At 75.2% G+C, this 26,360-nt stretch carries 19 protein-coding genes; 9 read left to right on the forward strand and 10 right to left on the reverse strand.

What is annotated here, in order from left to right:
* The first annotated feature begins 3 nt into the window (after positions 1-3).
* The 4 genes from MY520_RS01925 to MY520_RS01940 all read left to right on the forward strand — a co-directional run bounded on the left by MY520_RS01925 (position 4) and on the right by MY520_RS01940 (position 8,179).
* The gene (locus MY520_RS01925; RefSeq protein ID WP_436689530.1) at positions 4-1,125 is read left to right on the forward strand and encodes a thiolase family protein; all 1,122 of its coding nucleotides are present in this window, start codon (positions 4-6) and stop codon (positions 1,123-1,125) included.
* Between the two features lie 30 nt (positions 1,126-1,155).
* Positions 1,156-3,876, forward strand: a complete 2,721-nt coding sequence (locus MY520_RS01930) for a PEP/pyruvate-binding domain-containing protein (RefSeq protein WP_436689532.1) — start codon at positions 1,156-1,158, stop codon at positions 3,874-3,876.
* A gap of 174 nt (positions 3,877-4,050) precedes the next feature.
* Positions 4,051-5,208, forward strand: a complete 1,158-nt coding sequence (locus tag MY520_RS01935; RefSeq protein ID WP_436689534.1) for a hypothetical protein — start codon at positions 4,051-4,053, stop codon at positions 5,206-5,208.
* A 19-nt stretch (positions 5,209-5,227) separates the two neighbouring features.
* The gene (locus MY520_RS01940; RefSeq protein WP_436689536.1) at positions 5,228-8,179 is read left to right on the forward strand and encodes an FtsW/RodA/SpoVE family cell cycle protein; all 2,952 of its coding nucleotides are present in this window, start codon (positions 5,228-5,230) and stop codon (positions 8,177-8,179) included.
* Positions 8,180-8,185: 6 nt separating this feature from the next.
* On the opposite strand, the gene MY520_RS01945 is transcribed toward MY520_RS01940, so the two are convergent.
* Positions 8,186-9,178 carry a rod shape-determining protein gene (locus MY520_RS01945; RefSeq protein WP_436689538.1) on the reverse strand — a complete coding sequence of 331 codons (993 nt, stop codon included), beginning with the start codon at positions 9,176-9,178 and terminating at the stop codon, positions 8,186-8,188.
* 266 nt (positions 9,179-9,444) lie between these two features.
* Here MY520_RS01945 and MY520_RS01950 point away from each other — a divergent pair, with 266 nt between their 5' ends.
* Genes MY520_RS01950 through amrB form a run of 3 tightly spaced genes read left to right on the forward strand, consistent with a single transcriptional unit; the run spans position 9,445 to position 11,930 of the window.
* Complete coding sequence (locus MY520_RS01950) at positions 9,445-9,939, forward strand: hypothetical protein (RefSeq protein ID WP_436689540.1); 495 nt, start codon at positions 9,445-9,447, stop codon at positions 9,937-9,939.
* A 35-nt stretch (positions 9,940-9,974) separates the two neighbouring features.
* A complete protein-coding gene (gene amrS, locus MY520_RS01955) occupies positions 9,975-11,075 on the forward strand; it encodes an AmmeMemoRadiSam system radical SAM enzyme (RefSeq protein WP_436689542.1) in 1,101 nt (366 codons plus the stop codon).
* A gap of 3 nt (positions 11,076-11,078) precedes the next feature.
* The gene (gene amrB, locus MY520_RS01960; RefSeq protein ID WP_436689544.1) at positions 11,079-11,930 is read left to right on the forward strand and encodes an AmmeMemoRadiSam system protein B; all 852 of its coding nucleotides are present in this window, start codon (positions 11,079-11,081) and stop codon (positions 11,928-11,930) included.
* On the opposite strand, the gene MY520_RS01965 is transcribed toward amrB, so the two are convergent.
* The 8 genes from MY520_RS01965 to MY520_RS02000 all read right to left on the reverse strand — a co-directional run bounded on the left by MY520_RS01965 (position 11,908) and on the right by MY520_RS02000 (position 21,832).
* Positions 11,908-13,053: an RNA polymerase sigma factor gene (locus tag MY520_RS01965; protein ID WP_436689546.1), complete on the reverse strand. Its 1,146-nt coding sequence runs from the start codon at positions 13,051-13,053 to the stop codon at positions 11,908-11,910. The genes amrB and MY520_RS01965 overlap by 23 nt on opposite strands.
* 7 nt (positions 13,054-13,060) lie before the next feature.
* Positions 13,061-13,468 (reverse strand): YciI family protein, encoded by a 408-nt coding sequence (locus MY520_RS01970; protein WP_436689548.1) that lies wholly within the window; start codon positions 13,466-13,468, stop codon positions 13,061-13,063.
* Positions 13,469-13,596: 128 nt separating this feature from the next.
* Positions 13,597-14,361 (reverse strand): alpha/beta hydrolase, encoded by a 765-nt coding sequence (locus tag MY520_RS01975; protein WP_436689550.1) that lies wholly within the window; start codon positions 14,359-14,361, stop codon positions 13,597-13,599.
* 56 nt (positions 14,362-14,417) lie between these two features.
* A complete protein-coding gene (locus MY520_RS01980) occupies positions 14,418-15,407 on the reverse strand; it encodes an NAD-dependent epimerase/dehydratase family protein (RefSeq protein ID WP_436689552.1) in 990 nt (329 codons plus the stop codon).
* Positions 15,404-17,947: an alpha/beta fold hydrolase gene (locus tag MY520_RS01985; protein WP_436689554.1), complete on the reverse strand. Its 2,544-nt coding sequence runs from the start codon at positions 17,945-17,947 to the stop codon at positions 15,404-15,406. Before MY520_RS01985 ends, MY520_RS01980 begins: the two co-directional genes overlap by 4 nt.
* A 62-nt stretch (positions 17,948-18,009) precedes the next feature.
* The gene (locus MY520_RS01990) at positions 18,010-19,035 is read right to left on the reverse strand and encodes a 3-oxoacyl-ACP synthase III (RefSeq protein WP_436689555.1); all 1,026 of its coding nucleotides are present in this window, start codon (positions 19,033-19,035) and stop codon (positions 18,010-18,012) included.
* Between the two features lie 152 nt (positions 19,036-19,187).
* Positions 19,188-20,858, reverse strand: coding sequence for an AMP-binding protein (locus MY520_RS01995; protein WP_436689557.1), 1,671 nt, complete (start codon positions 20,856-20,858; stop codon positions 19,188-19,190).
* A gap of 8 nt (positions 20,859-20,866) precedes the next feature.
* On the reverse strand, positions 20,867-21,832 hold the full coding sequence (locus MY520_RS02000; RefSeq protein WP_436689559.1) for a cyclase family protein: 966 nt from the start codon (positions 21,830-21,832) through the stop codon (positions 20,867-20,869).
* 137 nt (positions 21,833-21,969) lie between these two features.
* Between MY520_RS02000 and MY520_RS02005 the strand changes: the two genes are divergently transcribed.
* Entirely contained in the window at positions 21,970-23,259 is a 1,290-nt protein-coding gene (locus tag MY520_RS02005; protein ID WP_436689561.1) for a hydroxyacid-oxoacid transhydrogenase, read from the forward strand.
* Between the two features lie 38 nt (positions 23,260-23,297).
* Here MY520_RS02005 and MY520_RS02010 read toward each other — a convergent pair whose 3' ends face one another.
* Entirely contained in the window at positions 23,298-23,786 is a 489-nt protein-coding gene (locus tag MY520_RS02010; RefSeq protein ID WP_436689563.1) for a single-stranded DNA-binding protein, read from the reverse strand.
* Positions 23,787-23,968: 182 nt separating this feature from the next.
* Between MY520_RS02010 and recD2 the strand changes: the two genes are divergently transcribed.
* A complete protein-coding gene (recD2, locus tag MY520_RS02015) occupies positions 23,969-26,218 on the forward strand; it encodes an SF1B family DNA helicase RecD2 (protein ID WP_436689565.1) in 2,250 nt (749 codons plus the stop codon).
* Positions 26,219-26,360 lie beyond the last annotated feature (142 nt).

A 26,360-nucleotide genomic window follows, 5' to 3' on the forward strand; every position in this document is an offset into this window, starting at 1 on the left:
CCGGTGATCGTGCAGGCGCTCCGCACGCCGATCGGAACGGCCGGGATGTCGCTGGGCTCGGCCTCGGCGGCCGACCTCGCCGCGCCGGTGATCGACGCCGTGGCGGCCGGGCTCGGAGAGCACGCCGCCGCCGTCCGCGAGGTGGTGCTCGGCAACTGCATGGGCCCGGGGGGCAACCTGGCCCGGGTCGCCGCCCTGCAGGCGGGCCTGCCGGTGACGGTTCCCGGGCTCACGGTCGACCGGCAGTGCGGCAGCGGCCTGGCCGCGATCGTGCAGGCCGCTTCGACCGCGCGCGACGAGGCCGGGCTGGTGCTGGCCGGGGGAGTGGAGTCGCCGTCGACCGCGCCGTGGCGGTGCTGGCCGCCGGCTCCGGGCGGGGAGCCGACGAGGTACACGCGGGCGCCGTTCGCGCCGGCCGAGACCGGGGACCCGGACATGGGCCCGGCCGCCGACGCGCTCGCCGCGGACTTCGCCGTCTCCCGTGCCCGCCAGGACGACTACGCCGTCCGCTCGCACGCCCGGGCCGTGGCCACCCAGCGGGCCGGCGGGTTCACCGCCGAGATCGTCCCGGTCGCCGGTGTGGACCGGGACGAGCGACCCCGGGAGCGGTTCACCGCCGAACGGCTGGCCCGGCTGCGGCCCGCCTTCGGGGCCGGTGGCACGGTGACCGCCGGCAACTCCTGCGGCATCAACGACGGCGCCGCGGTCGTCGCGGTGGCCGACGCGGGCAGCCACCGGCGGATGGGGGTCCCGGCCCTGCGGATCCTGGCGACCGCCACGGCGGGGGTGGACCCCAACCGGCCCGGGCTGGGCATCGTGCCCGCCACCCGGACGGCGCTCGGCCGGGCGGGGCTGACGCTGGACGACATGGACGTCATCGAGTTCAACGAGGCCTTCGCCGGACAGGTGCTCGCCTGCTGCACGGCGCTGCACCTCGATCCCGAGCGGGTCTGCCCGGAGGGGGGAGCGCTCGCCCTCGGCCACCCCTGGGGCGCCTCCGGCGCGGTGCTGGTCGTCCGGCTGTTCACCCAGCTGCTGCGGGGCGGCGGCGGGCGGTACGGGCTCGCCGCCATCGCCGTCGGCGGGGGGCAGGGCGTGGCCCTGGTGGTGGAAGCCTGCGCCTGAGGCAGGCCGGGACGACGGCGGGAGAGGGTCGTGGCAGCGACGTCGCAGCTGGTTCGGGACCACGAGGGCAGGCCCCCGTTCGTCGTCGGACTGCGGGATCTCGACGCGGGCGCCGTGGGCATCGCGGGGGGCAAGGCCGCGAACCTGGGCGAGCTCATGGGCGCGGACCTCCCGGTGCCGGACGGCTTCTGCGTGACCACCGAGGCGTACCTCGAGCTGACCGCGGTCGCCGACCTCACGGAGGTCCTCGCGGACCTGGCCGGCGTGGCGGCGGACGACCGGGACCGGGCAGTCGCGCTGGCCGGGCGCGCACGGGACCGGATCCTGTCCGTCGCCGTGCCCGCTCCCGTGGCGGACGCGATCGCGTCGGCCTACCGGGCACTGGGTGACACGGCGGTGGTGGCGGTCAGGTCCTCGGCCACCGCCGAGGACCTGCCCTTCGCCAGCTTCGCGGGGCAGCAGGACACCTTTCTCGGGATCGCCGGGACCGCGGCCGTGCTCGACGCGGTCCGCCGCTGCATCGCGTCGCTCTGGACGGACCGGGCGGTCGTGTACCGCGTCCGCAACGGCGTCGACCACGCCGTGACGCGGCTGGCCGTCGTGGTGCAGCGGATGGTGGACGCGGCCGTGGCCGGCGTGATGTTCACCGTCAACCCGGTGACCGGACGGCGCGGGGAGACCGTCGTCGACGCCGGCCCGGGCCTGGGCGAGGCCGTGGTCAGCGGCGCGGTCAACCCCGACCACTTCGTGCTCGACAGCAGGACCGGCGCCGTGCTGGAGCGGCGGCTGGGGGACAAGCGCCTCGTCGTCCGGACCCGCGCGGAGGGCGGGACCGAAGCGGTCCCCCTGCCCGCGTCCGACGCCCCCTGCGTGTCCGACGACCAGCTCCGCGCACTGGTGCGGCTCGGCGACCGCGTCCAGCAGCACTTCGGGCGACCGCAGGACACCGAGTGGGCCATCGACGGGGCCGGCGGGCTGTGGCTCACGCAGGCGCGGCCGGTCACCACCCTCTTCCCGATCCCGGACGGCGATCCGGCGGAGGACGGGTGCCGCGTCTACTTCTGCTTCAGCCTGGCGCAGGGGTTGACCCGTCCGCTGACCCCGATGGGGCTGTCCGCGATCCGGGTGATCGGGTCGTCCGTCGCCCGGCTCTACGGCCGCCCGCCGGTCGACCCGGTCGCCGGCCCGCCGGGGGTCCGGGACGCGGCGGGGCGGTTGTTCTTCGACATCACGCCGATCCTGCGCAGCACCGCCGGCCGGGCCGTCTTCCCGCGGGTGCTCGACGTGATGGAGGCGCGCTCGGCGACGGTGCTGCGCGCGTTGTTCGACGATCCCCGGCTGTCCGTCGTGCACTCCTCGTGGTGGCCGGTCGTCCGGCGGCTCGCGTGGGTGGCGGCGCGGTTCGGCGTCCCGCTCCAGGTGGCGCAGGCCGTCGCCCGGCCGGCGGCGGCACGGCGGCGCCTCGCCCGCCTCGGCGAGCGCCTCCTGGAGCGCCCGGTGCCGCCGGCGTCCGCCGCTCCCGCGGACCGGCTGGACCACGTCGTCGGGCTCCTCGGCGACGCCGTCGTCCAGGTGGTGCCACGGGTGATGCCGCCCGCGGCGGCCGGCTTCGCGATGCTGGGACTGGCCGGTCGGCTGCTCGGGCCCGACCTGCGGCCCGGTGAGCTGGCCACCGTCCTGCGCGGTCTCCCGCACAACGTGACGACGGAGATGGACCTCGAGCTGTGGAGCCTGGCGACGCGGGTCCGGGCCGACCAGGACGCCGCGGCGGCGGTGCGGCGCGAGTCGGCCGGAGAGCTCACCCGGGCCCACCGGACCGGGGCACTGCCACCGGTCCTGCAGCACGGGCTGGCGGGCTTCCTCGAACGCTACGGCCATCGCGCCGTCGCCGAGATCGACGTCGGGGTGCCGCGCTGGGGTGAGGACCCGGCCCCGGTCTTCGGCGTCCTCGCCACCTACCTGCGGCTCGAGGACCCCGACCGGGCCCCGGACCGGGTGTTCGCCCGTGGCGCCGGAGAGGCCGAGGCCATGGTCGCGGCGCTGACGGAGCGGGCCCGGCGGCGCGGCCGGCTGCGGGGGAGGGCCGTGGGCCTCGCCCTGGACCGGGCCCGGCAGCTCGCCGGCATCCGTGAGCTGCCCAAGTCCCTCATCGTGGTGGTCCTCGCGCGGGTGCGGCAGCAGGTGCTGGGGATCGGAGCGGACCTGGCCGCCGCGGGCGGGCTCGTCCGGGCCGAGGACGTGTTCTTCCTCGACCTGGGCGAGGTCGCCGCCGGACTGGAGGGACGGGACCTCCGGGACGTCGTCGCCGGCCGGCGGGCGGACCACGACCGGGAGCTGCGGCGCCGGCACGTGCCCCGCGTGCTGCTCAGCGACGGCACCGAGCCGGAGGCGCTCGCGGGTGTCGCGCCGGCGCCAGACGGTGCCCTCGCCGGCACCCCGGCATCCGCGGGGGTCGTCACCGGTCCCGCCCGCGTCGTCCTGGACCCCGGAACGGCGCACCTCGTGCCCGGCGAGGTCCTCGTCGCGCCGTCCACCGACCCCGGCTGGACCCCGCTGTTCCTCACCGCGGGCGCCCTCGTCATGGAGATGGGCGGTGCCAACTCCCACGGTGCCGTGGTCGCCCGCGAGTACGGCATCCCGGCGGTCGTCGGCGTACCGGACGCCACCAGCCGGTTCACGACCGGTCAGCAGCTCACGGTCGACGGGACCCGTGGCCTGGTCACGGCCGCCGTGGAGGAGGGCGGGCGCTGATCCCCGGACGCGGGCGGACGCGGGCCGACCGGCGTGTCGGCCGTGGTGGGTGCGCTTCTTTCCGCGCGCCCGCGCGGGAACCCCGTGACACCGGGGTCGTCCCGGCCCCAGCATCTGCCCTACTTGTCGCGGGGGTTGGCCCAGTCAGAGGCGGTTGGGCGGGGGTGGCGGTCGGTGACGGACCTGAGAACCGAACGGGCGATCGAGCTCGACCCTGCCGGTCCGTCCGACCCCCACGAGCAGCAGCCGGGCGATCCGCCGCCGGCCGCGTCGGGCGGCGTGGCGTTGACCCGGCTGATCGGCCTGGCCCGCCTCACCCCGCCCCAGGCCCTCGAGATCGGTGCCGGTGTGCTGGCGGAGGCGGCGCGGCGGGCGGAGCCGGACGGCGGGAGCCCGGACAGCGACCGGTTCGAGATCGGTCCGGTCGTCGTCGGTGCCGACGGGCGGGTGGTCCTCGGCCCCGGAGGACCGGGTGGTGCGGCTGTCGAGGCGGTGCTCGCGGACCTGGCCGGTGCCGCCCGGCTCCGCGGTCGCCGTCCGGATCCGGCCGCCGACCAGCTGCTGGACGCGCTCGACCGGGCCGGAACGCTCCTGCCGGTCTCCGGCGTCCCCGCGGTCGCCCGGATGCTGGGGGAGGCGGCCGGCGCCGTCGACCGCAGTGCGGTCCGCGCCGAGCTGGCCGCGCTGGTGGCGGCGATCGGCGGGGCAGCGGGGCCGGCCGCCGGGCCGATCGGGAACCCGTCCCCGGCCGTCCGCGCCGCCCCGGCGGGACTCGACCCCCAGGGGGCGACCCGGACCACGCGGCGCCGGATCGGCGCGTGGCTCCTCTCCGCACTGGTGCTCGCCGCGGTCGTCTCGGTGGAGGTCGCCGTCCTGCGGGACGACATCGCCGTCGACATCCGCCTGCTCCTGGACGCGGGGCGCAGCGGGTCGACGCCGTCCGCCGCGCCGGAGCCCGACGGCCCGCCGATCGTGCCACCGGCCCCCGCGGCGGCCGGCACCGTGACCGCGGTCGACCTGCGCCTCCTCGCGCAGTGCGCGCCGGGCGCGCCCTGCGACCTCCGGCTCCTGGTGCGGCTCGTCCCGGGACCCGAGCCGCAGGTGGTGACCTGGTCGTACCGGATCGTCGACCGCTGCACCGGGGCCACGGAGACCGCACCGGGCGGAACCGTCACCGTGCCGCCGGAGGGGGAGCGGGCCGTTGCTGCCGGCACCGTGCCGCTCCCGGCCCTGCAGGCCGTGGCGGTGGTCGCCGTCACCGACCTCCCCGCAGCCGCGGCCTCTCCACCGGTGTTCGCCGGCTCGTGCCGCTCCGACGGACAGTCCGGCTGAGCCCACGGGGGGGTGCGACATGCCGATCACCGGACCCGCCGGGCCGCCGGCGCCGGGGCGGGAGAGCAGGGGCCGGACCCGGCAGCAGCGCAGGAACCGACGCAGCGGGGCCTTCGACCTGCTCGCGATCGTGGCCGCGCTGACGCTGGTCGGGCTCGGACTGGCGAACCTGCACCTCATCGGCGCGACCGAGCTCGCGGCGCGGCAGGGCGTGATCGCCGCCGGCGGGGTGCTGGCCCTCATGGTGTTCTGGCGCGTCCGGGCCCGGTACCTCCGCGTTCTGGGCTGGGCCGCCTACGGCGCGGCCGTCCTCCTCCTCGTCGGCGTGCTCACGGTCGGCCTGTCCGCGAACGGCGCCACCCGGTGGATCGCGATCGGCTCCTTCACCTTCCAGCCCTCCGAGCTCGCCAAGCTCGGGCTGCTGCTGGTCCTGGCCACCGTCCTCGGGTCGGGCCGGCCGGCGTGGCAGCGCTTCACGGCGGCCGTGCTGCTCTCGGTCGTGCCCATCGGGCTCACCGTGCTCCAGCCGGACCTCAGCACCACGACCCTGCTCGCGGTCCTCGCCGGGACCATGCTGGTGATCGGACGCGTGCCCGCGCGGTTCCTCCTGCCGCTGGCCGCCGCGGTGGTGATCTCCGCGCCGCTCATGATCAGCCTCCTGCGGCCCTACCAGCTCGTCCGCCTCGGCAGCTTCCTGGTCGGTGCCCACGAGTCCCCGACCGGCTCGGGCTGGGCCGTGCGGCAGGCGCACATCGCCGTGGGCTCCGGAGGGCTGTTCGGGCGGACCGACGACCCGCTCCGGGGCCTGCGTGCGCAGTACCTGCCCGAGCGGGAGACCGACCTGGCCCTGGCCAGCCTGGTCGGGCAGTGGGGCCTGGTCGCCGGCGCGGCAGCGGTGCTCGCCGCGATCATCCTCGTGTGGCGGCTCGCGCTGGCCAGCCGGGTGCCCCGCACGCCGCACGGCGCGCTCGTGGGCGGGGGGCTGGCGGTCCTCCTGGGTGTGGAGACCGTCGTCTCGGTGGGTGCCAACCTCGGGCTGCTCCCGCTCGCCGGCGTCCCGTTCCCCCTGCTCAGCTACGGCGGCACGGCACTCGTCGTGCACCTGGCCGCCATCGGGGTCGTCCTCGCCGTCCGCCGGGACGGCGCCCGCAGGCGGCTGTGGGCGCTGCCGAGCTGGCGCAACCCCCGGCCGCGGCTGATCAGGCTGGCCGCGCTCGGTGTCTCGGTCCTGCTGATCGCGTTCGGGGTCTACGGATGGCGGCTGCAGAGCACCCGTGGCGAGGCGCTCCAGGCGGTCGGCGACGAGCAGATGACCCGCTGCTTCCGGTTGCCGGCCGCCCGTGGCTCGATCACCGACCGGCACGACGCGCCGCTCGCCGTGAACGCCGTGGACGTCGGGGGCGGCGTCGACCAGGTGGTCGTGGTGCCCGCACTGGTGCGCACCCGGCCCGCCGACATCGACCGGCTGGCTGGGCTGACCGGCCGGCCGGTCGAGGACCTCGCCGCGCAGATCGGTGCGGCGGAGGGCACCACCCTGTCGCTGCCGGTGGCCGACGTGCCCCGCGACGTCGGCACCGCGGTCACCGCGGCCGGGATCCCCGGGGTGTTCGTGCTCCCGGAGCCGCGCCGCTGGTATCCGCAGGGGGCGCTGCTCGGGCCGGTGCTCGGCTTCGTCGGGGTGGCCACGCCCGAGGACGAGGCCCGCTGGCCCGGCCTGCCGTCGGGTGAGATCGTCGGCCGTGCCGGGCTCGAGCAGCAGTACGACGCGGTGCTCCGCGGGATCAACGGGCAGCAGTGCGTGTACGTGGACCCGACGGGCGTGCCGGTCGCGCTCGGGGAGCGGCGGGACCCCGTGCCCGGTGCCGACCTGCGGCTCTCGATCGACCTGGGCCTCCAGCAGCGGCTGGACGCCGGCCTCGCCGCGGCCGTGCGCGCGCAGCCGCGGCCCCGGAACAGGATCGGCGCCGCCGTCGCGATGGACCCGAGATCGGGGCAGGTCCTCGCCATCGCGAGCACGCCGTCGTTCGACAACAACGTCTACGGACCCCCGATCGACACCGGGGCGCTACAGGCGCTGGCCGAGGCGCCGGGGTCGCCGCTGCTCGAGCACGTGACCCAGGCGGTCGCGCCGCCCGGGTCGACGTTCAAGCTGGTCGTGGCCGCGGCGAACCAGGCCCATCCGGTCTTCGCGCCGCACCGGGCCATCCCCACCGGGGCCAGCTTCACCTACGGTGGCCACACCTTCGGCAACTGGAAGCCGATGGGGCCGATGGACCTGGTGGAGTCGATCGCCATCTCCAACGACGTCTACTTCTACAAGCTCGCCGTCGCGCTCGGGGCCGAGGCGATCATCGACACCGCCCGGGCGCTCGGGGTGGGCGCGCCGACCGGGCTCGACCTGCCCGGCGAGTCCGCCGGCCACCTCGGCACACCGGAGTCCGCCGAGGCGGAGGGGGGCACGTGGTACGGCGGGTCCACCGTCATCCTCGGCATCGGCCAGGGCGACCTGCAGGTCACTCCGCTGCAGAACGCCCGCTGGACCGCCGCCGTCGCCACCGGGAGCACGGTCACCCCCCGGCTCGGCATGGCGATCGGGACGGAGGGAGCCACGTACACCGCGCTGCCGGCGCCGGCCGCGACGCCGGTGCCGTTCGCCGCCGAGCTGGGGCCGGTCCGCGAGGGGATGCGCAGGGCCGTGACGGCCGGTACCGCGACCCGGCTGGCGGACCTGCCCGTGCCCGTCGGTGCGAAGACCGGCACGGCTCAGGACGGCGGCCTCCCCGAGGGGGAGTACGACAACTGGATCTCCGCCGTGGCCCCCATGGACGCTCCCGAGATCGTGCTGACCGCCATGGTGCAGGGCCCGGGAACGGGCGGGAACAGCGCGCGGAACGTGGTGGCCGACGGCCTGCGTCACTACCTCGACCACCGGCCGGAGGTCCTCGGCACGGGGCCGGTGCAGGCGCCCTGACGGTCGTCAGCCGCGGCCGTAGGCCGCCAGCAGCGGACGGTTCCGCAGCGCCCGGGCGGCGCCCTCGGCCACACACGTCGTGGGGTTCTCGGCGAGCTTCACCGGGAGGCCGAGACCCCGTTCCAGCTCCCTGGGGAGGCCGTCGACCCGGGCGGACCCGCCGAACACCAGGACGCCCTCCGCCAGCACGTCGGCGATGGCCTGCGGTGGGAGGTCGTCCAGGCACGCGGTGAGGGTCCGGACGATCTCGTCGGTGATCGGCCGCACGGCGTCGGCCACCTCGGGGGACTGCACGGTGGCCAGCCGCGGCCGCCCGGTGGCGGCGTCGCGGCCCTGCACGACGAGCGGTCCGTTCTCCTCCGCCGACGAGCGGATCTTGAGGTCCTCCGCCTCGAGCTCGCCGACGTGGAGGTGGTGCTGCTCGCGGAGGTAGCGGGACACGGCCAGCGTCATCTCGTCCCCGGCCAGCTTGCTGGTCCGGTGGGCGAGCACCCCGCCGAAACAGAACGCCACCGCCTCGGCGGTCCCACCCCCGACGTCGACGACCATGTGCACCCGCCGCTCCAGCGGGTCGATGCCGCAGCCGACGGCACCGGCGATCGACCCGTCGAGTGCCGTGACCGGGCGGAGGCCCGCCTCGTCCGCGGCTTCGAGGAGCGCACGACGCTCCAGTGCGGTGGAACCGACGGACACACCGATCACCGCGCGGATCGGGAACTCCCAGACCCGCCGTCCCGCCTTGTGCAGGACCGAGCGCAGGTACAACCGGGTGGTCTCCAGGTCCGTGACCACCCCGTCCTCCAGCGGCCGGACCGCGCTGAAACTGGCCGAGGGGGCGCGACCGACCAGATCGGCCGCGTCCTGGCCGACGGCGAGCACCCGTTCCCGGCGGCTCCCGCCCCGGCGCAGCAGCATGACGGACGGTTCGTCGAAGACGATGCCCCGTCGCGCGTCGCTCACGACCGTGGTGGCGGTGCCGAGATCGATGCCGAGTCCCACCGAGTGCCCTCCTGACCGCCGGGCTGCCGCACCAGTCTGGGGGCGGCAGCGGTGCTCGGTCCAGAGCCGCCGTCGCCGTCCGGAGCGAACTGCGCGCGGTCCGCCCCCCTCCGGTCGGGCGCGGAGGCGAGGTCCGGGCACGGGGGCTGACGCTCGGTGCCCTCCCCGGTGAGGAGAGTGATGCCCAGCCGTCCGGTCCGGGCCCGTTCGGCGACACGCACGGGTCGGCACGAGCCCTGCCGTCGGGCCGTGGATCCTCGGTCGCCATGACGGGCAGGCGTGGACTCCTCGACCTCGGGATCCCCATCGTCACCGCGGTGACCCGGCTGGACTTCCTGAGCCGGCGGGACAGCGTGGCGGCGGTCCAGCGGCCCGCCGTCCGGCCCGTGCACTCCTGGACCGACCACCTGCGCGGGCAGGTCGAACCGCTGGAGCTCGAGGAGTCCCTGGAACTGCTCGACCTCGGCGTCGTCGTCGCCCGCCAGGCCTACGACGCGCAGCACCGGGGCATCCGTGCCGCCCTGCGCGCCGGGGCCTCGTGGGAGCGGATCGCCGCGGTGCTCGGGACCACGCCGCTGACCGCGTGGAACGGCCACCAGCGGTGGATCGAGGAGCAGGTCGAGCTCTTCGAGCTCACCGGCCGGGACGGGCTCGACGACATCGGCGCGGTGGAGGCGCTGGAGCTGGCCGGCGCGCGCCCGGTCGGCCTCGGCCACGCCGCGCGAGCCACCGGTCGTGATCGGGCGCCCGGCCCCGGCTGACGTCCGGCACGCCTATCGTGGGTGGGGGAGGCGCCATGGTGGCCGACATCAGTCTCTCCGACCGGTTCACGGTGCCGGGCCGGTACTGGCACCGGCTCGACGACGGTCGCGTGCAGTGCGACGTCTGCCCTCGGGAGTGCCGGCTCCACGAGGGCCAGCGCGGCCTGTGCTTCGTGCGCGGCCGCGTCGACGACCAGGTCGTGCTGACCTCCTACGGCCGGTCGAGCGGCTTCTGCGTGGACCCCGTCGAGAAGAAGCCGCTCAACCACTTCCTGCCGGGCAGCGCGGTGCTGTCGTTCGGGACCGCGGGGTGCGACCTGTCCTGCCGGTTCTGCCAGAACTGGGACATCTCCAAGTCCCGGGAGATCGAGCGGCTCTCCGACGCCGCCGGCCCGGAGGACATCGCCACGGCCGCGGAGCGGCTGGGCTGCCGCAGCGTCGCCATGACGTACAACGACCCGACGATCTTCCTCGAGTACGCAGTGGACGTCGCCGACGCCTGCCGGGCGCGGGGGATCAGGGCCGTCCTGGTCACCGCCGGCTACGTGAACGACGACGCGCGGCGGGAGCTGTACGCGCACGTCGACGCCGCGAACGTCGACCTCAAGGCGTTCACCGACGACTTCTACCGGCGGGTGTCGGCCGCGCGGCTGCAGCCGGTGCTCGACACCCTCGTGTACCTGCGGCACGAGACCGACGTGTGGTTCGAGATCACCACGCTGCTCATCCCGGGGCACAACGACTCCGACGCGGAGATCGGCGCCGAGTGCGCGTGGATCGCCGAGAACCTGGGCCTCGACGTCCCGCTGCACTTCACCGCCTTCCACCCGGACTTCAAGATGCGCGACGTCCCGCCCACCCCGCCGGCCACGCTGTCCCGCGCGCGGGGGATCGCGCAGCAGCACGGGCTGCGCTTCGTTTCCACGGGCAACGTGCACGACGCCGACGGGGGCCGCACCACCTGCCCGGCCTGCGGGGAGGCCGTCGTGGAGCGGGACTGGTACGTCATCGGGCGCTACCGGCTCACGGACGAGGGTCGCTGCGCCTCGTGCGGCGCCGCCGTCCCGGGCCGCTACGACGGGCCGGTCGGCCGGTGGGGAGCGCGGCGGCTGCCGGTGTTCCTGGCCGGGAGCTGACCGGTGCGCGTGCGCCCCGCCGCGGTCGCCGGCCGGTTCTACCCCGCTGATCCGGGGGAGCTGCGCGAGCTGGTGGACCGGCTGCTCGGCGAGGCCCCCGGCCCGACGGGGGCGGTGCGACCCGCTGCCGTGGTCGCGCCGCACGCCGGGTACACGTACTCGGGTGCGGTGGCCGCGACCGCCCACGCGCAGGTCGCCGGCGCAGCGGACGCCGTCACCCGGATCGTGCTGCTGGGGCCGGCGCACGTCTTCCCGCTCGACGGGATGGCGGTGCCGGCCGTCGACGCCTTCGCCACGCCGCTGGGCGCCGCGGCGGTCGACGACGACGCCCGGACGGCGGCCACAGCGCTGCCCGGCGTGGTGGTGGACGACCGGCCGCACGGCGGCGAGCACTCCCTGGAGACGCAGCTGCCGTTCCTCCAGCGGGTCCTCGGTGCCGAGGTGCCGGTGCTGCCGGTGCTGGTCGGCCGGGCGCTGCCGGAGTCCGTGGCGGCGGTCCTGACCGCTCTGCTCGCGGTCGACGGCGCCCTCGCCGTCGTCTCCACCGACCTCAGCCACTTCCTCGACGAGCGCTCGGCCCGCGAGCGGGACCGGCGCACCGCCGGGGCGGTCCTGGCCCGGGACGCCGCAGCCCTGCGACCGGAGGACGCCTGCGGCTACCACCCCCTGCGCGGGCTGCTGCACCACGCCGCGGCGCGCTGCCTGACCGTCGAGCTGCTCCGCCTGGCCACGTCCGCGGACAGCGGAGCGGACCGCGCCCGCGTCGTCGGGTACGGCGCGTTCCTCGTGCACGGGCGGCCGGAGGACGAGGCGCCGGCGGGCCGCCCGTCACTCAACCGCGCAGTTCCGCGTTGAGCCGTGCGGCCTGGCGCGTGAGGTGGTCGCGCTCGGGCAGGTCGGTCGCCTTCCGGGCGGCCTCGGCGTAGAGCCGTGCCGCGGTGACCGGGTCGCCGTTCCGCTCGTGCAGGTAGGCCGCGACGGCGGCGTGGCGGGGCAGCGCGGGGTCGAGCTCCGCCAGGGCGGCCAGGCCGACCCGCGGACCGTCGGCCTCACCGATCGCGACAGCCCGGTTGAGGCGGGCCACCGGACTGTCGGTGAGCCGCACCAGTTCGTCGTACCACTCGACGATCTGCACCCAGTCGGTCTCCTCGGCCGTCCGGGCGTCGGCGTGCAGGGCGGCGATGGCGGCCTGGGCCTGGAACTCGCCCAGCCGGTCGCGGGCCAGTGCTGCCTGGAGCACCTCGACGCCCTCGGCGATCAGCCGGGTGTCCCACAGGCTGCGGTCCTGCTCGGCGAGGGGCACGAGGCTGCCGTCGGGGCGGGTCCGTGCGGGGCGCCGCGCGGAGTGGAGCAGCATGAGGGCGAGCAGACCCGCCACCTCCTCGTGGTCGATCCCGGCCGCGAGCTGGCGGGTCAGCCGGATCGCCTCGGCGGCGAGGTCGACGTCGCCGGAGTAGCCCTCGTTGAAGACCAGGTAGAGCACGCGCAGCACCGTGGCGACGTTCCCGGGCCGGTCGAGACGGACGCCCGAGACGGTCCGCTTGGCGCGGCTGATGCGCTGGGCCATGGTCGCCTCCGGCACGAGGTAGGCCTGCGCGATCTGCCGCGTGGTCAGGCCGCCGACCGCGCGCAGGGTGAGCGCGACGGCCGAGGCCGGGGTCAGGGACGGGTGGGCGCACAGGAAGTACAGCCGGAGCGTGTCGTCCACGTCCTCGGCCGGCCCGGGCTCCGGCTCGACCTCGACCAGCACCTCGCGCCGCCGTCGGGAGGTGTCGGCGCGGGCGGCGTCGAGGAACCTGCGCCACGCGACCGCGACCAGCCAGCCCTTGGGGTCCCGCGGCGGGTCGTCCGGCCACACCCGCACCGCTTCGACGAGGGCGTCCTGGACGGCGTCCTCGGCCGCCGCGAAGTCGGCTCCGCGGCGGCCGAGGATCCCGATGACGGTGGGGGTGAGGGTCCTCAGCAGGGCCTCGTCCACCGGGCCGTCACTCCGTGATGGTCGGCGGCGCGTGCAGGAACGGGCGCAGCTCGAGCCACTCGTGGATCGGCTTCCCGCCCGCGCCGGGAGCCGCGGACAGTTCGCCGGCCAGCTCCACCGCCCGCTCCTGGGTCTCCACGTCGATGACCATCCAGCCGGCGATCAGGTCCTTGGTCTCCGCGAACGGGCCGTCGGTGACCGGTGGCCGCCCCTCGCCGTCGGAGCGGACCCACATGCCGTCCATGGAGACCGCCTGACCGTCGACGAACTCGCCGGTGCCCTCGAGCCGGGCCGCGAAGTCCTGCATGTACTGGATGTGGGCGGTGACCTCCTCCGGCGTCCACTGGTCCATCGGCACGTTGTTGACCGGCGCCGGCGCGCCGCGGTAGTGCTTGAGCAGCAGGTACTTGGCCATCGTGTTCTCCTCGGTGCGGTTCGGCCCAGTGTGGCCGTGGCACTGCGGGGACGGAGCCGCGCCCGGGTTCTCGACATCCTCGGCGGAGTTCTCTCGGCGGACTCCGAGAACTGCGCGCGCTGCCGGTGTCATCGACCGCGGGGGAAGAACGGGCGGAGTGCGAACGGGGGGCGGAACGGCGTCCAGGTGCCCTCGGCCATCCCCAGCCGGTCGGCCAGCAGCCACAGGACCGCCGGGTTGCAGGCGAGGCCGAGATGGCTGCCGCGCACCTCGACGTTCTCCCGCCGAGCGCGGACCTCGTACCGGCACGACGACCAGGGCACGATGCCGTCGGCCCGCGTGTAGACCGACGTCGCGGGCACGCGCAGTGAGCCGCGCTCGGCCCACGGCCGGGGCATCGCCGCCCCACCGGCGAGGAGGCCGGTGGCGCCGTCGACGATCCCCGAGGCCGTGCGGACCCAGGGAGCCCAGCGCACCACCGGCGTGCCGAGGGTGACCAGTCCGCGGACGCTGCCGGGCGCGGCTCGGGCCAGTTCCTGCGCGTAGAGCCCGCCCAGACTCCAGCCGACCAGGCTGACCCGCCGTCCCGAGGTCCGGTGCAGCCGCTCGAGGTGGGCGCGCAACGTGGAGACGACGCGGCCCGTCGGGCCCCGGTTGAGGCCCAGGCTCCACCCGGACACGTTGTGGCCGAGGCCGCGGAGCGCGGTCCGGAGCACCAGGGTGGCGGGGTCGCCGGTCATCAGGCCGGGCAGCACCAGGACCGGGTGGCCGTCACCGCGGCGGGCGGCCGCGAGCACCGGCCAGGTGGCGACGAGGGCGGCGAGGTCCAGTCCCGCGCGCGGCGGCTCGGTGAGCAGCGCGGCCCGTGAGGGGAGGCGCTTGGCGGCAGGCACCCGGACAGCATCCCCGGCGGCGCCCGGCCGCCGCCGGCTGGCCCCCTGAGCAGACCTCAGCCTCCGCCGGGCGGGGCAGGCGAGGCGCGGTACCAGGCGCCGAGGCGGGCGAACCCCTCGTCGAGGGACACGGCCGGCCGCCAGCGCAACGCGGTTCGGGTCCGTCGCTGGTCGAACCAGTGCGCGGTCGCCAGCTGCTCGGCCAGGAAGCGGGTGAGCGGAGGAGTCGTGCGTCGCCGGGTCGCCGCCCAGACTCCCTCGACAGCGGCACCGACGCCGTAGGCCGCCCGGAACGGCACCCGCCCGCGCGGCCCGCGGACCCCGGCCGCGACGCAGAGCCGGGAGAGGACCTCGGCGACCGGGCGCGGCTGCCCGTTCGAGACGACCAGGGCCTCGCCGTGCACCGGTCCGCACGCGTCCACCGCGGCGATCAGGGCCGCTGCGGCGTTGTCGACGTACGTGGTGTCGATGAGGGCCGCGCCCGAGCCGATCACCGGCAGCCGCCCGGCGCGGGCCCGCTCGACGATGCGTGCGACGAGCTGGGTGTCCCCGGGCCCCCACACCAGATGGGGCCGGACGACGAGGACGGCCAGGGCGGGGGAGTCCGCCGCCAGCGCATCCGCCTCGGCCACCGCCTTCGAGCGGGAGTAGCGCCCGCGGGCACGTCCGGCGTCGGCCGGCCCGGCGCCGACCCCGGCCAGCGCCGCCCCGGCGTGCGCCACCGACGGGGACGACACGTGCACCAGCCGGCCGGCGCCCGCAGTCCGGCAGGCGTCGACGACGGTGCGGGTGCCCTCGATGTTGGCGTGCGCGTACTCCGCCCACGCCCCGGTGACGTCGACCTTCGCGGCCAGGTGGAGCACGGCGTCCTGGCCCCGGGCGGCCCACCGCACGACGGCCGGATCGGCGACGTCCCCCAGCACCTCGCGACACGGCAGGCCGGACGGGCGACGCTGCAGCACCGTCACCTCGTCGCCGCGCTCGAGCAGCCCGGTGGCGGTGGCCCGCCCGAGCATCCCGCTGGCGCCGGTGACCAGGACCCTCACGGTCGGCGGAGGCGCCGGGGCGCCCCGGCCAGGACCCGCGCGGCCCGGCGGGCGAGCTCGCCCCGGTCCACCTTCGACTGGTGGCGCACGTCCACCGGCAGCCGCGGCGCGAGCAGCACCGCAGCGACGTCGACGCCGGCGACCGCCCGGACCGCGTCGGCCGTGTCCGTGCCGGCGAGGCGCAGGCGGGTGCCCCGGCCACGGGACCGGACGGGGCTGCCCGGGGTCCCGGACGGGACGACGACGAGGACGACGACCTGCGCCCCGGCCGGCCCGACGGCGACGGCCGCGGCCGCCGAGATGCCGGGCAGCGCCTCCACCCGCTGCTCGATCCCGACGGGGGTCACCGATCCGGCAGCGGTGGAGATGACGTGCGCGAGGCGCCCCTCGATCCAGAGCCGGCCGTCCGCGTCCAGGTGCCCGACGTCGCCGGTCCGGTGCCAGCCGGGGTCCCGGGACGTCGCCCGCTCGAGTGCCCACAGCGCGTCGTAGCGGTCCTTCACGTGCGCGGCCTGCACGCAGACCTCGCCGGGAACGCCCGGCCGGTCGGTGAGCGGGCCTTCGGCGAGCCCCTCGGCCGACAGCGGGCTGATCCGCACGGCGACGCCGGGCAGCGGCCGGCCCACGCAGACGCCCTCGCCGCCGCCGGCCGCCTCGATGCCGGACAGGGAGACGTCGGTGACCGGCAGGACCTCGGTCATCCCGTACGGCGTGTGCGGGTCGGCGGCGGGGAGGACCGCCCGCAGCGACCGCAGCAGGGACGCCGGGACGGGTGCGCCCGCCGACATCAGCAGCCGGATACCGCCCAGCGCCTCGCGCTGCCGCGCCGAGAGGTCCCCGGCCGTCGCCGCGACCCGCCGCAGCGCCGCGGGGGAGGCGAAGACGACGGTCGCGTCGACGGCGGCCGCGGCCGCGGCGAGCGCCGCCGCGGTCAGCGAGCCCGGCTCGGTCACGTCGACGTCCGGGACCGCCGACCCGATCCCCAGTGCCGGGCCGAGGATCGCGAAGGGGGCGAACGCCGCGACCAGCCGGTCCCCGGCGGTGAGGCCGTAGGTGGTCCGGACGAGGTCGAGCTGGGCGGCGGCCTGGCGGTGCGTGTAGACGACGCCCTTGGCCGGGCCGGTGGCCCCGGAGGTGAAGAGGACGGCGCAGTCGGCGTCCACCGGGCACTCGGCGGGTGCGGGTGCGGACCGGCCGAGGGCCGCCAGCTCATCGAGCGTGTGCGCGGCTCCCAGGGCGGCCGGCGTGGCCCGGCCGGTCACCCCGGTCCGGCCGGTCCGCCCGGCGAGGATGCGGGACCCCGGCAGGCCCATCAGGCGTGCCGCCGCCAGGCCCGCACGGCTGCCGACGACGTGGTCGACCGCCGCGCTGCGCAGGGCCCGGCGCATCCCGGCGATCCCCAGCCCCTTGTCCGCGACGACGACGACGGCACCGGCGCGCCACACGGCGTACACGGCGGCGGTGAGGTCGGCCGACGGCTCGACGAGCATCGCGACGCGCTGCCCCGGGCGGATCCCGGACGCGGCGAGCCCGGCGGCCAGGTCCGACACCCGGTCGGCCAACCGGGACCAGGTCACGGTCGCGCCACCGACCTCGACGATCGCCGGTGCGTCGTCGTCGGACCGTTCCTGCAGGGCCGACCAGAGCCGGCGTCCGGCGCCGTCGGTGGTCGCCGTCGCCCGCCGGCCGGCGGGGGCGGCGTCGAGGTCTGCCACCCACTGCACCACGGCGTCGGCGTACTGCGGAGCGTCCTCGGGCAGCAGGTGCGAGGCGCCCTCGTAGCGGTGCAACCGGGCCCGGGGCAGCCGGCTGCGCAGGTCGGTGAGGTACCGCTCGCCGAAGACGGGGTCGCGGGGCCCCCACAGCAGCAGGGCCGGGACGTCCAGCGTGCGGATGCCCTCGGCGACCGCCTCCTGGACCGGGCGGGACGGGTGGTCGGGCGCGAAGGGGATGTCGGCGACGAAGTCACCGACCGACCGGCGGCGCGCCCGCGACCGGTAGGGGGCGGCGAAGGCGCCCCGGACGTCGGCCGGGAGGGCCGGCCGGGACAGGGCCGTCGTCGCCCGGACGAACACCGGGGTGCCGACGGTGACCGCCGCGCGCACGCCGGGTGCGGAGGCCAGCCGGATGAGGGCCGGCCCCAGGTCGCCGTCGGGCATGGCGACGGCGGTGTTGGCCAGCACGACGCCGCGCAGGCTCTTGCGGTGCTGCAGGGCCCAGCCCAGGGAGATGACGCCGCCCCAGTCGTGCCCGACCGTGACCACCGGGCCGGTGACGCCGAGCGCGGCCGTGAGGTCGTCGAGGTCGGCGAGGCGCTGCTGCAGCGACCGCGGCCCGCGCAGCCGGTCGGACCAGCCCATGCCCAGCTGGTCGGGGGCGACGACCCGCCAGCCGGGCGGTGGAGCGGCCAGCAGCCGGCGCCACAGGTAGGACCAGGTGGGGTTGCCGTGGACGCACAGCAGGGTGCCGGTGGGGTCGGGGACGCCGTTGTCGAGGACGTGCCAGGTGTGCTCGACGCCGGTGGAGTCGGCGACGGTCACGAGACGGGACCACGCGGGGTCCAGGCCCGGGAGCGCCGGCGGGAGGCGCGCCGGCCCCGCCGTCACCAGGCGATCTCGAGGCACGAGGCGTTGAGGCCCGAGCCGATGCCCATGAGCAGCACCCGGTCGCCGTCGACCAGCGAGTCCTGCTCGACGGCCAGCGTGAACGGGACCGACGCGGGGCCGAGGTTGCCCCGCGTCGGGAAGGTGGTCGGAACCAGCGACGGGTCGATCGAGAACCGGTCGCACATCGCCTTGGTGTGCACCTTCGACACCTGGTGGACGATGTAGCGGCTCATGCCCCCGGCCCAGTCGAACTCCGACCCGGCGTCGGCCCAGAGGTCGGTGGACAGCGCCAACCCGGCGTCGAGCAGGCCCTTGAGGTCGGTCTGCATCATGTCGTTGTCGCCGACGCACAGCTCGTGGTGCTCGGTCCCGGCCCGGCTCACCGACGCGACCAGCCGGTGTCCCTCCGGGTGCCGGTCGGCGCGGCCCAGCACCATGGCGACGGCGCCGGAGCCGAGGGTCAGGGTCGCGAACTGTGCCAGCACGTCCCCGGACGTGGTCTCCGGTCGGTTCAGCCGGTCGATGGTGCGCTCCTGGACCGGCCGGGAGTCCTCGCCGTTGACGATCAGGGCGTGGTCGACCTGCCCGGACTCGATCATGGCGGCGGCCAGTTCCATCCCGTTCACGAACCCGAGGCAGGCGTTCGTCACGTCGAAGTTCCGGCACGAGCGCGGGAGGCCCAGCGCGTGGTGCACCGCGACCGCGGTCGAGGGTTCGAGGTACTTGCGGCTGACCGAGGTGTTGATCATCACGCCGATCCCGGCCGGGTCGACCCCGCTCTCGCTGATGGCCTTCGCGCCGGCCATGGCGGCGCCGTCGACGAACGTGACGCCCTCGGCCCACCACCGGCGCTGCTGGATGCCGGCGAGGCGCTCGAGCAGTCCCGGCCTCAGCCCCACCCGCCGGTAGGTGTCGACGAGCACGTCGTCGAAGGAGTCGGAGCTGACCACCCTCGTCGCGTCCGCGATCTGCACGGTCAGGACAGCCGTGTTGGTGAACCGGTGGTTGGCGCTGCCGCTCATGTGGAGTCCGTCCTCGAAAGGGCTGACTCCCGCGCCGCCCTGGTCCACCAGGCGTTACCCGACCTGGACACTGCTATTCCACCCGCGTTCGTCTGCTGCCGGCGCGGGCGGTCGGCCGTCATGGTCCCGCGGTGCGTGCGGCTGCCCGTGCGTCACGGCGCCGTCCGGGTGGGCGGTTGCCCGCGGAGCTCACGGCGGAGGATCTTGCCGGTCACCGTCTTGGGCAGCTCGTCGAGCAGCTCGACGCTGCGCGGGTACTTGTAGGCGGCCATGCGCTCCTTGCAGTGCGCGATCAGCTCCTCGGGCGTGGCGCTCGCCCCGGCCTTGAGGCTGACGTACGCCTTCACCGTCTCGCCACGCTTCTCATCGGGGACGCCGACGACGGCGGACTCCCGGACGGCCGGGTGCTCAGCGAGGACGTCCTCGACCTCGCGTGGCCACACCTTGTAGCCCGAGGCGTTGATCATGTCCTTCTTGCGGTCGACGATGAACACCCAGCCCTCGGGGCTCATGAAGCCGACGTCGCCGCTCTTGAGTGCCCCACCGGGGAGGTTGGCTGCCGTCTCCTCCGGCTTGCCCCAGTAGCCGGCGACGACCTGGGGACCCTCCGCGACGATCTCCCCGATCTCGCCCAGCGGCAGGTCCTGGCCGTCGTCGCCCTGGATGCGGACGATCGTGTTCGGGGCCGGTGCGCCCACCGACAGCGCCCCCGACGTCGGGTCGACCGGGGACGGCGAGCCGAACGGCGTCAGCGTCATCGGGGACGTCGTCTCGGTCAGGCCGTAGGCGTTGTGCACCTGCTTGCCGGTCGCCGCCAGGAAGCCCTGTTCGGCGGTCGGGGAGATCGCCGCGCCGCCGGAGTAGAGCGACGTGAACGAGGCGAAGTGGTCCTTGGTGAAGGCCGGTGCGTTCAGCAGCGCGCTGAACGCGGTGATCGCGCCGATCGTGAACGCCGGACGGTGCTCGAGGAAGGCGTCGAGCACCACGTTCGGGTCGAACCGGTAGGCCAGCACCAGCGGCGCGGGCACCAGCATGCTGACCGCGATGTGCCCGATCAGCCCGGTGATGTGGAACAGCGGCGCGATGCCGAAGATCGCGCCGTCGCGTCCGGCGTGCACCCGATCCCGGTAGACCTGCGCCGTGAAGGTCACGTTCCGGTGGGTGTTCATCGCACCCTTGGGCACGCCCGTCGTCCCCGACGTGTAGGTCAGGAAGGCGACGTCGTCGGGCGCGAACCGGGCCGGTGGCGGTGTCTGGCCGCGGTGCTCGGCGATGAACTCGAGCAGGTCCGTGGTGCCCTCGTGCCGCTGCCGGGACATCCCGGCGAACAGCCGCTCGTCGTCGCGGGTCTGGAACTCCAGTTCGCTGGTGGTCAGGACCAGGCGCACGCCGGTGTCGGGCACGACCTGCCGGGCCACCTCGGCGTAGAGCGCCTCCAGCGAGACGAGCACCGTCGCCCCGGAGTCCTCCAGCAGGTACGCCAGCTCCCGCTGCCGGCTCATCGGGTTGATCGACACCATGATCCCGCCGGCCTTCCAGGCGGCGACCATCGCGATCACGAACTGCGGCACGTTCTGGAGGTAGACGGCGAGCCGGTCACCGGCCGTGAACCCGTTCGCGAGCAGGCCGGCGGCCAGCCCGTCGCTGAGCTCGTCGAGCTCCCGCCGGGTCAGGCTGCCGTCGAAGTAGGCGAGTGCGACGCCGTCGGGGTCCCGCTCGACCCCGGCACGGAACATCGCGAGCGCGTCCTCGAACTCGATGTCGATGTCGGCCGGCTGGTCGCCGTAGAGGGCGGTCCAGGGCCGTTCGTCGTAGACGCTCATGCCGCCCACTACTTGAGAACGACGGGGTTGACCGGCGACCCGCTGCCCTTGGCGACCTTGAGCGGCGCGGCGACGTAGAGACCCTCGTACTGGCGGTCCTCGGCGCAGTCGGCGGCCAGGCGCTCGAGGTCGGCGATCTCGGTGAGGGTGACCCCGAGGTTGCGCATCAGCGCGTTGTGCAGGACCAGCGCCACGCCGTTGTTCGGGTCGAAGGTGACCTCGTTGGCGATGGTGTCGGTGACCAGGTTGGGGATCTCCATGTCCTGGAACCACTGCACCAGCTCCGGGCTGTAGACCAGGCCGGGCTCGTTGAAGCCCTCGTAGAACGCCTCGCCCTGCTCGAAGAACAACTGGAGGAAGTTCGTCCGGACCATCAGGACGTCGCGCTTGCGGATCTCCGTGCCCTGGGCCTCGGCGCAGGCGATCAGGTCCTCGTGGGTGAAGGTCTCGCCCTTGTCGAGGTTCGACTTCCCGCGGAAGCGGGCCATGTCCAGCAGCACCCCGCGGCCGACGACGCCGCGCTGGGCGATCGGCTCCACGCTGGCCTTGTCGAGGCCGCCGACGGTGGTGCGAGCGTCGTACCCGTTCCAGATCTTGCCGCCGTACCAGACGTGTCCGAGCCCGTCGTACTGGGTCGAGCCCTGCAGGAACGCGTTGATCTTGTCGTCGGCGTAGTGCAGGCCGCCGGGGTACTGCGGCGCGTCCGCCGAGTCCCAGGTGGACTCGTCGAGGATCTGCGTCCGCTCCGCCGGGGTGCGGCCCGGCCAGACCGGGTCGCCCTTCGGGTCACCGATCAGCCGTTGCAGCGTGAAGACCTTGCCCTGCCGGACCAGTCCGACGGCGGCCAGCACCTGCTCCGGCCCGAGGTAGTTCAGCGAGCCGACCTCGTCGTCGTCCCCCCACTTCCCCCAGTTCGACGGCGAGTCCTTCAGCAGGTCGTCGAGGGAGGGGACGTCGGTGGGGGGAGTGGTCACGGGTGCCTCCAGGGCTGGGAGATGGCTGGCGTGCCGGGTCCCGACGACTATCGCGGCTCTGTGGTGCAGACCACAACCACGTGCGACATTCGGGGCGACCCGCGCGCGTCGCACCGCCCGCCACCGAGAGGGACGCCATGAGCAGCACGTCACCCGCCCCGGCCGAGTCCGTGTTCACCTACGGAGCGCCGCAGCTGAAGTTCGGCAGCGGAGCCTCGGAGGAGATCGGGTTCGACCTGAGCCGGTTGGGTGTGCGCCGCGTGCTCGTGGTCACCGACGCCGGGGTGGCGGCGACCGGCCTGCCGCAGCGGGTGGCCGACCAGATGACGCGGTTCGACATCGAGGCGCGGGTCTACGACGGGGTGCACGTCGAGCCCACCGACGTCAGCCTCGACGCGGCGGTCGAGGAGGCCCGGTCCTCGGGGCCGTGGGACGCCTTCGTCGCCGTGGGGGGCGGCTCGAGCATCGACACCGCCAAGGCGATCAACCTGCTCACCACCAACCCCGGCGAGCTGATGGACTACCTCAACGTGCCGGTCGGCCAGGGGAGGGAGCCGAGCGAGCCGCTCAAGCCGCTGGTCGCCGTCCCGACGACGACCGGCACCGGCGCGGAGAGCACCACGATCTGCGTGCTCGACGTGCTCGCGCTGCGGGTCAAGACGGGCATCAGCTCCCCGCGGCTGCGCCCCACCATGGCGGTCGTCGACCCGGACCTGACGCTCACCCAGCCGCCCGGTGTCACCGCGGCCGCCGGCATGGACATCCTCTGCCACGCCCTCGAGAGCTACACCGCCCGCTGGTACACCACCTACGACCGCAAGAGCCCGGAGCAGCGGGTGCCCTACTGCGGGGCCAACCCGATCTCGGACATGTGGTCGGAGAAGGCCATGACCCTGCTGGCCGGCTCGTTCCGGCGGGCGGTCCGGCACGGCGACGACACCCGTGCGCGGGGCGAGATGGCGATGGCGGCCACGTTCGCCGGGATGGGCTTCGGCAACGCCGGTGTGCACATCCCGCACGCCAACGCCTATCCGATCGCCGGTCAGGTGAAGGACTTCCACCCGAAGGACTACCCGGCCGACGAGCCGATGGTGCCGCACGGGATGTCGGTGGCGCTGACCGCGCCGGAGGCCTTCCGGTTCACCTTCGAGGCGTCTCCCGAGCGGCACGTGCGTGCCGCCCAGCTCCTCGCCCCGAACGCGGGCCGGCCGACCGGCGATGCCGAGTTCCTGCCGATGGTGCTGACCGACCTGATGCGCGACATCGACATGCCCAACGGCATCGCCGCCGTCGGCTTCGCCGAGGGCGACATCCCCGACCTCGTCGAGGGGACGATGAAGCAGCAGCGGCTCCTGGCCACCTGCCCGCGCGAGGTCACCGAGGACGACGTCGCCGGCATCTTCGCCCGGTCGATGACGCTGTGGTGACCCGCGGCCGGTGTGGGCGGCCCGCGTCCGGGTGAGGCTCAGAAGGGCGGCTCCTCGCCGGCGCCCCCGACCGGCGCCGCCCAGGGATCGGGGGAGCTGCTCCGCCCGGCCCCGGTGGGACCGTCGTCGGCCCCGGACCCGCCGCCGGAGCTCCCGCCGGATCGGGCGGTCTTGGTGACCGTCGTCGTCGCGTAGCGGAGCGACGGCCCGATCTCGTCGACCTCCAGCTCGATGACGCTGCGCTTCTCGCCCTCCTTGGTCTCGAAGGAGCGCTGCTTGAGGCGTCCCTGGGCCATCACCCGGGAGCCGCGGGTCAGCGACTCGGCGACGTTCTCCGCCGCCTGCCGCCACACGCTGCACCGCAGGAAGAGCGCGTCGCCGTCCTTCCACTCCTGGGTCTGGCGGTCCAGCGTCCGCGGGGTGGACGCGATGGTGAAGCTGGCGACCGCGGCGCCCGAGGGCGTCCAGCGGAGCTCGGGGTCGCTCGTCAGGTTCCCGATGACGGTGATGACAGTATCGCCGGCCATGATCCGGTCCTCCGTGTTGTCGGTGCTTCGCTCGGGTGAGCACCTGGAGGCTAGGGAGAGCCACTGACGTTTTCCGGCTCGTCCGGGCCGCGGGCGGCCTCCCGGGCGCCGAGGACCGCGGAGTGTCCCCGGGTGGTGTGAGGATCGTTCGTCGGACGGTGCGTCGGCGAGGGGACGGCAGGGTGGGGGAGGCGCGGACCGGGGCGGTTCTGGAGGCCACGCTCGAGCGGATCACGTTCGCCAACGCCCAGACCGGCTACACCGTGGCCCGGGTGGACACCGGCCGGGGCGGTGACCTGGTCACCGTGGTGGGCGCACTGCTGGGTGCCCAGCCGGGGGAGACGCTGCGGCTGCGGGGCCGGTGGGGAGCGCACCCCCAGTACGGCCGGCAGTTCCACGTCGAGGACTACACGACCGTGCTGCCGGCCACCGTGCAGGGCATCCGCCGCTACCTGGGTTCGGGGCTGGTCAAGGGGATCGGCCCGCGGCTGGCCGCGCGGATCGTGGACCACTTCGGCGCCGACGCGCTCCAGGTCATCGAGGAGCGGCCGGAGCGGCTGGCCGAGGTGCCGAACCTGGGCCCCAAGCGCACCAGGCTGATCACCGCGGCCTGGGAGGAGCAGAAGGCCATCAAGGAGGTGATGGTCTTCCTGCAGGGAGTGGGCGTCTCCACCTCGCTGGCCGTGCGGATCTTCCGGCAGTACGGCGGCGCCTCGATCGGCGTGGTCCGCGCCGAGCCCTACCGCCTGGCCGGAGAGGTGTGGGGCATCGGGTTCAAGACGGCCGACACGATCGCCGCCGCCGTGGGGATCCCGCACGACAGCCTGGAGCGGGTCGAGGCGGGGGTGCAGTTCGTGCTCTCCGAGGCGACCGGGCAGGGGCACTGCTTCCTGCCCGAGAGCGACCTGGTGGCCCGGGCGGTCGAGATGCTGCAGGTACCGGGGGCCCTGGTCGGGCACGGTCTCGCCCTGCTGGTCGCCGAACAGGGCGTGATCCGCGAGGAGCTCCCCGGCGCGGACGGGGAGCCCCCGACGGTCGCGTACTACCTCGTCCCCTTCCACCGGGCGGAGGTCTCCCTGGCCGCGGGACTGCGGAGGCTGGCGGCCGCCGACGCCGACCGGCTGCCGGCCTTCGCGAGCGTGGACTGGGACGCCGCGCTGAGCTGGCTGCTCCGGCGCACCGGCGTGGAGCTGGCGGCCGGCCAACAGGAGGCGGTGCGCCTGGCCCTGACCGAGAAGGTCGCCGTCCTCACCGGTGGTCCCGGCTGCGGCAAGAGCTTCACGGTCCGCTCGATCGTCGCCCTCGCGGCGGCCAAGGGCGCCCGCATCGTGCTCGCGGCGCCGACCGGCCGGGCCGCGAAGCGGCTCACCGAGCTGTCCGGGGTCGAGGCGGTGACCGTGCACCGGCTGCTGGAGCTCCGTCCCGGCGGGGACGCCGCCTTCGACCGGGAGCGGCCGCTGCAGGCCGACCTCGTCGTCGTCGACGAGTCCTCGATGCTGGACCTGCTGCTGGCCAACAAGCTGGTGCGGGCCGTTCCGCCCGGTGCGCACCTCCTCCTGGTCGGCGACGTCGACCAGCTGCCCTCGGTCGGCGCCGGCGAGGTGCTGCGCGATCTGCTCGCCGAGGGCACCCCGATCGCGCACGTGCGCCTCACGCAGGTCTTCCGCCAGGCCAGCCGGTCGGGGGTGGTGACCAACGCGCACCGGATCAACGCCGGCAGCCGGCCCCAGGTCCGCGGCCTCGACGACTTCTTCCTGTTCAGCACCGACGACGCCGAGGAGGCCGCCCGCCTCACCGTGGACGTCGTCGTGCGCCGGATCCCGGCCCGCTTCGGCCTCGACCCGCGCCGCGACGTCCAGGTGCTCACTCCCGTGCACCGCGGACCGGCCGGCGCCGCCGCGCTCAACGAGCTGCTCCAGGAGGCGCTGACCCCCGCTCGGCCGGACCGCGCCGAGAAGCGGTTCGGCGGCCGGGTGTTCCGCGTCGGGGACAAGGTCAGCCAGATCCGCAACGACTACGACAAGGGCGCGAACGGGGTCTTCAACGGCACCCAGGGCGTCGTCACCGCCGTCGACGGCGTCGAGCAGACCCTCACCGTCGTCACCGACGAGGGGGAGAGCATCGCCTACGACTCCGGTGAGCTCGACGAGCTGGTGCACGCCTACGCCGTCACCGTGCACCGTTCCCAGGGCAGCGAGTACCCCTGCGTCGTCATCCCGCTGACCACGAGCGCCTGGATGATGCTGCAGCGCAACCTGCTGTACACCGCCGTCACCCGCGCCAAGCAGCTCGTGGTCCTCGTCGGCTCGACCCGGGCCCTCGGCCAGGCCGTGCGCGCCACCGGCTCGGGACGCCGGCACACCGCCCTCGCCTCCCGCCTCCGCGGCCGGCCGAGCGACGACGACCCCGCACCGTTCTCACTCGCCGTCTGACCGGGCGGAACCCAGCTGGCCGGGGCCCGTTCTGCGGATCCGCTGCGCCGACCGTTCACGGCGCCTTGAGTGGCCCGCCAGGGACACCGCAGGCGTACGCCTGGGGCCGTCGTCACTCGGTACGCCCAGGGTCAGCAGTCCC

This window comes from Geodermatophilus sp. CPCC 205506 (assembly GCF_051383635.1).
Classification (GTDB): domain Bacteria; phylum Actinomycetota; class Actinomycetes; order Mycobacteriales; family Geodermatophilaceae; genus Geodermatophilus.

Coding starts and splice junctions, on each gene's coding strand:
- MY520_RS01995 (WP_436689557.1), bottom strand. CDS start 20,858: ATGAGCGTCTACGACGAACGGCCCTGGACCGCCCTCTACGGCGACCAG.
- amrS (WP_436689542.1), top strand. CDS start 9,975: ATGGTGGCCGACATCAGTCTCTCCGACCGGTTCACGGTGCCGGGCCGG.
- MY520_RS01970 (WP_436689548.1), bottom strand. CDS start 13,468: ATGGCCAAGTACCTGCTGCTCAAGCACTACCGCGGCGCGCCGGCGCCG.
- MY520_RS02005 (WP_436689561.1), top strand. CDS start 21,970: ATGAGCAGCACGTCACCCGCCCCGGCCGAGTCCGTGTTCACCTACGGA.
- MY520_RS02010 (WP_436689563.1), bottom strand. CDS start 23,786: ATGGCCGGCGATACTGTCATCACCGTCATCGGGAACCTGACGAGCGAC.
- MY520_RS01940 (WP_436689536.1), top strand. CDS start 5,228: ATGCCGATCACCGGACCCGCCGGGCCGCCGGCGCCGGGGCGGGAGAGC.
- MY520_RS01990 (WP_436689555.1), bottom strand. CDS start 19,035: ATGAGCGGCAGCGCCAACCACCGGTTCACCAACACGGCTGTCCTGACC.
- MY520_RS01950 (WP_436689540.1), top strand. CDS start 9,445: ATGACGGGCAGGCGTGGACTCCTCGACCTCGGGATCCCCATCGTCACC.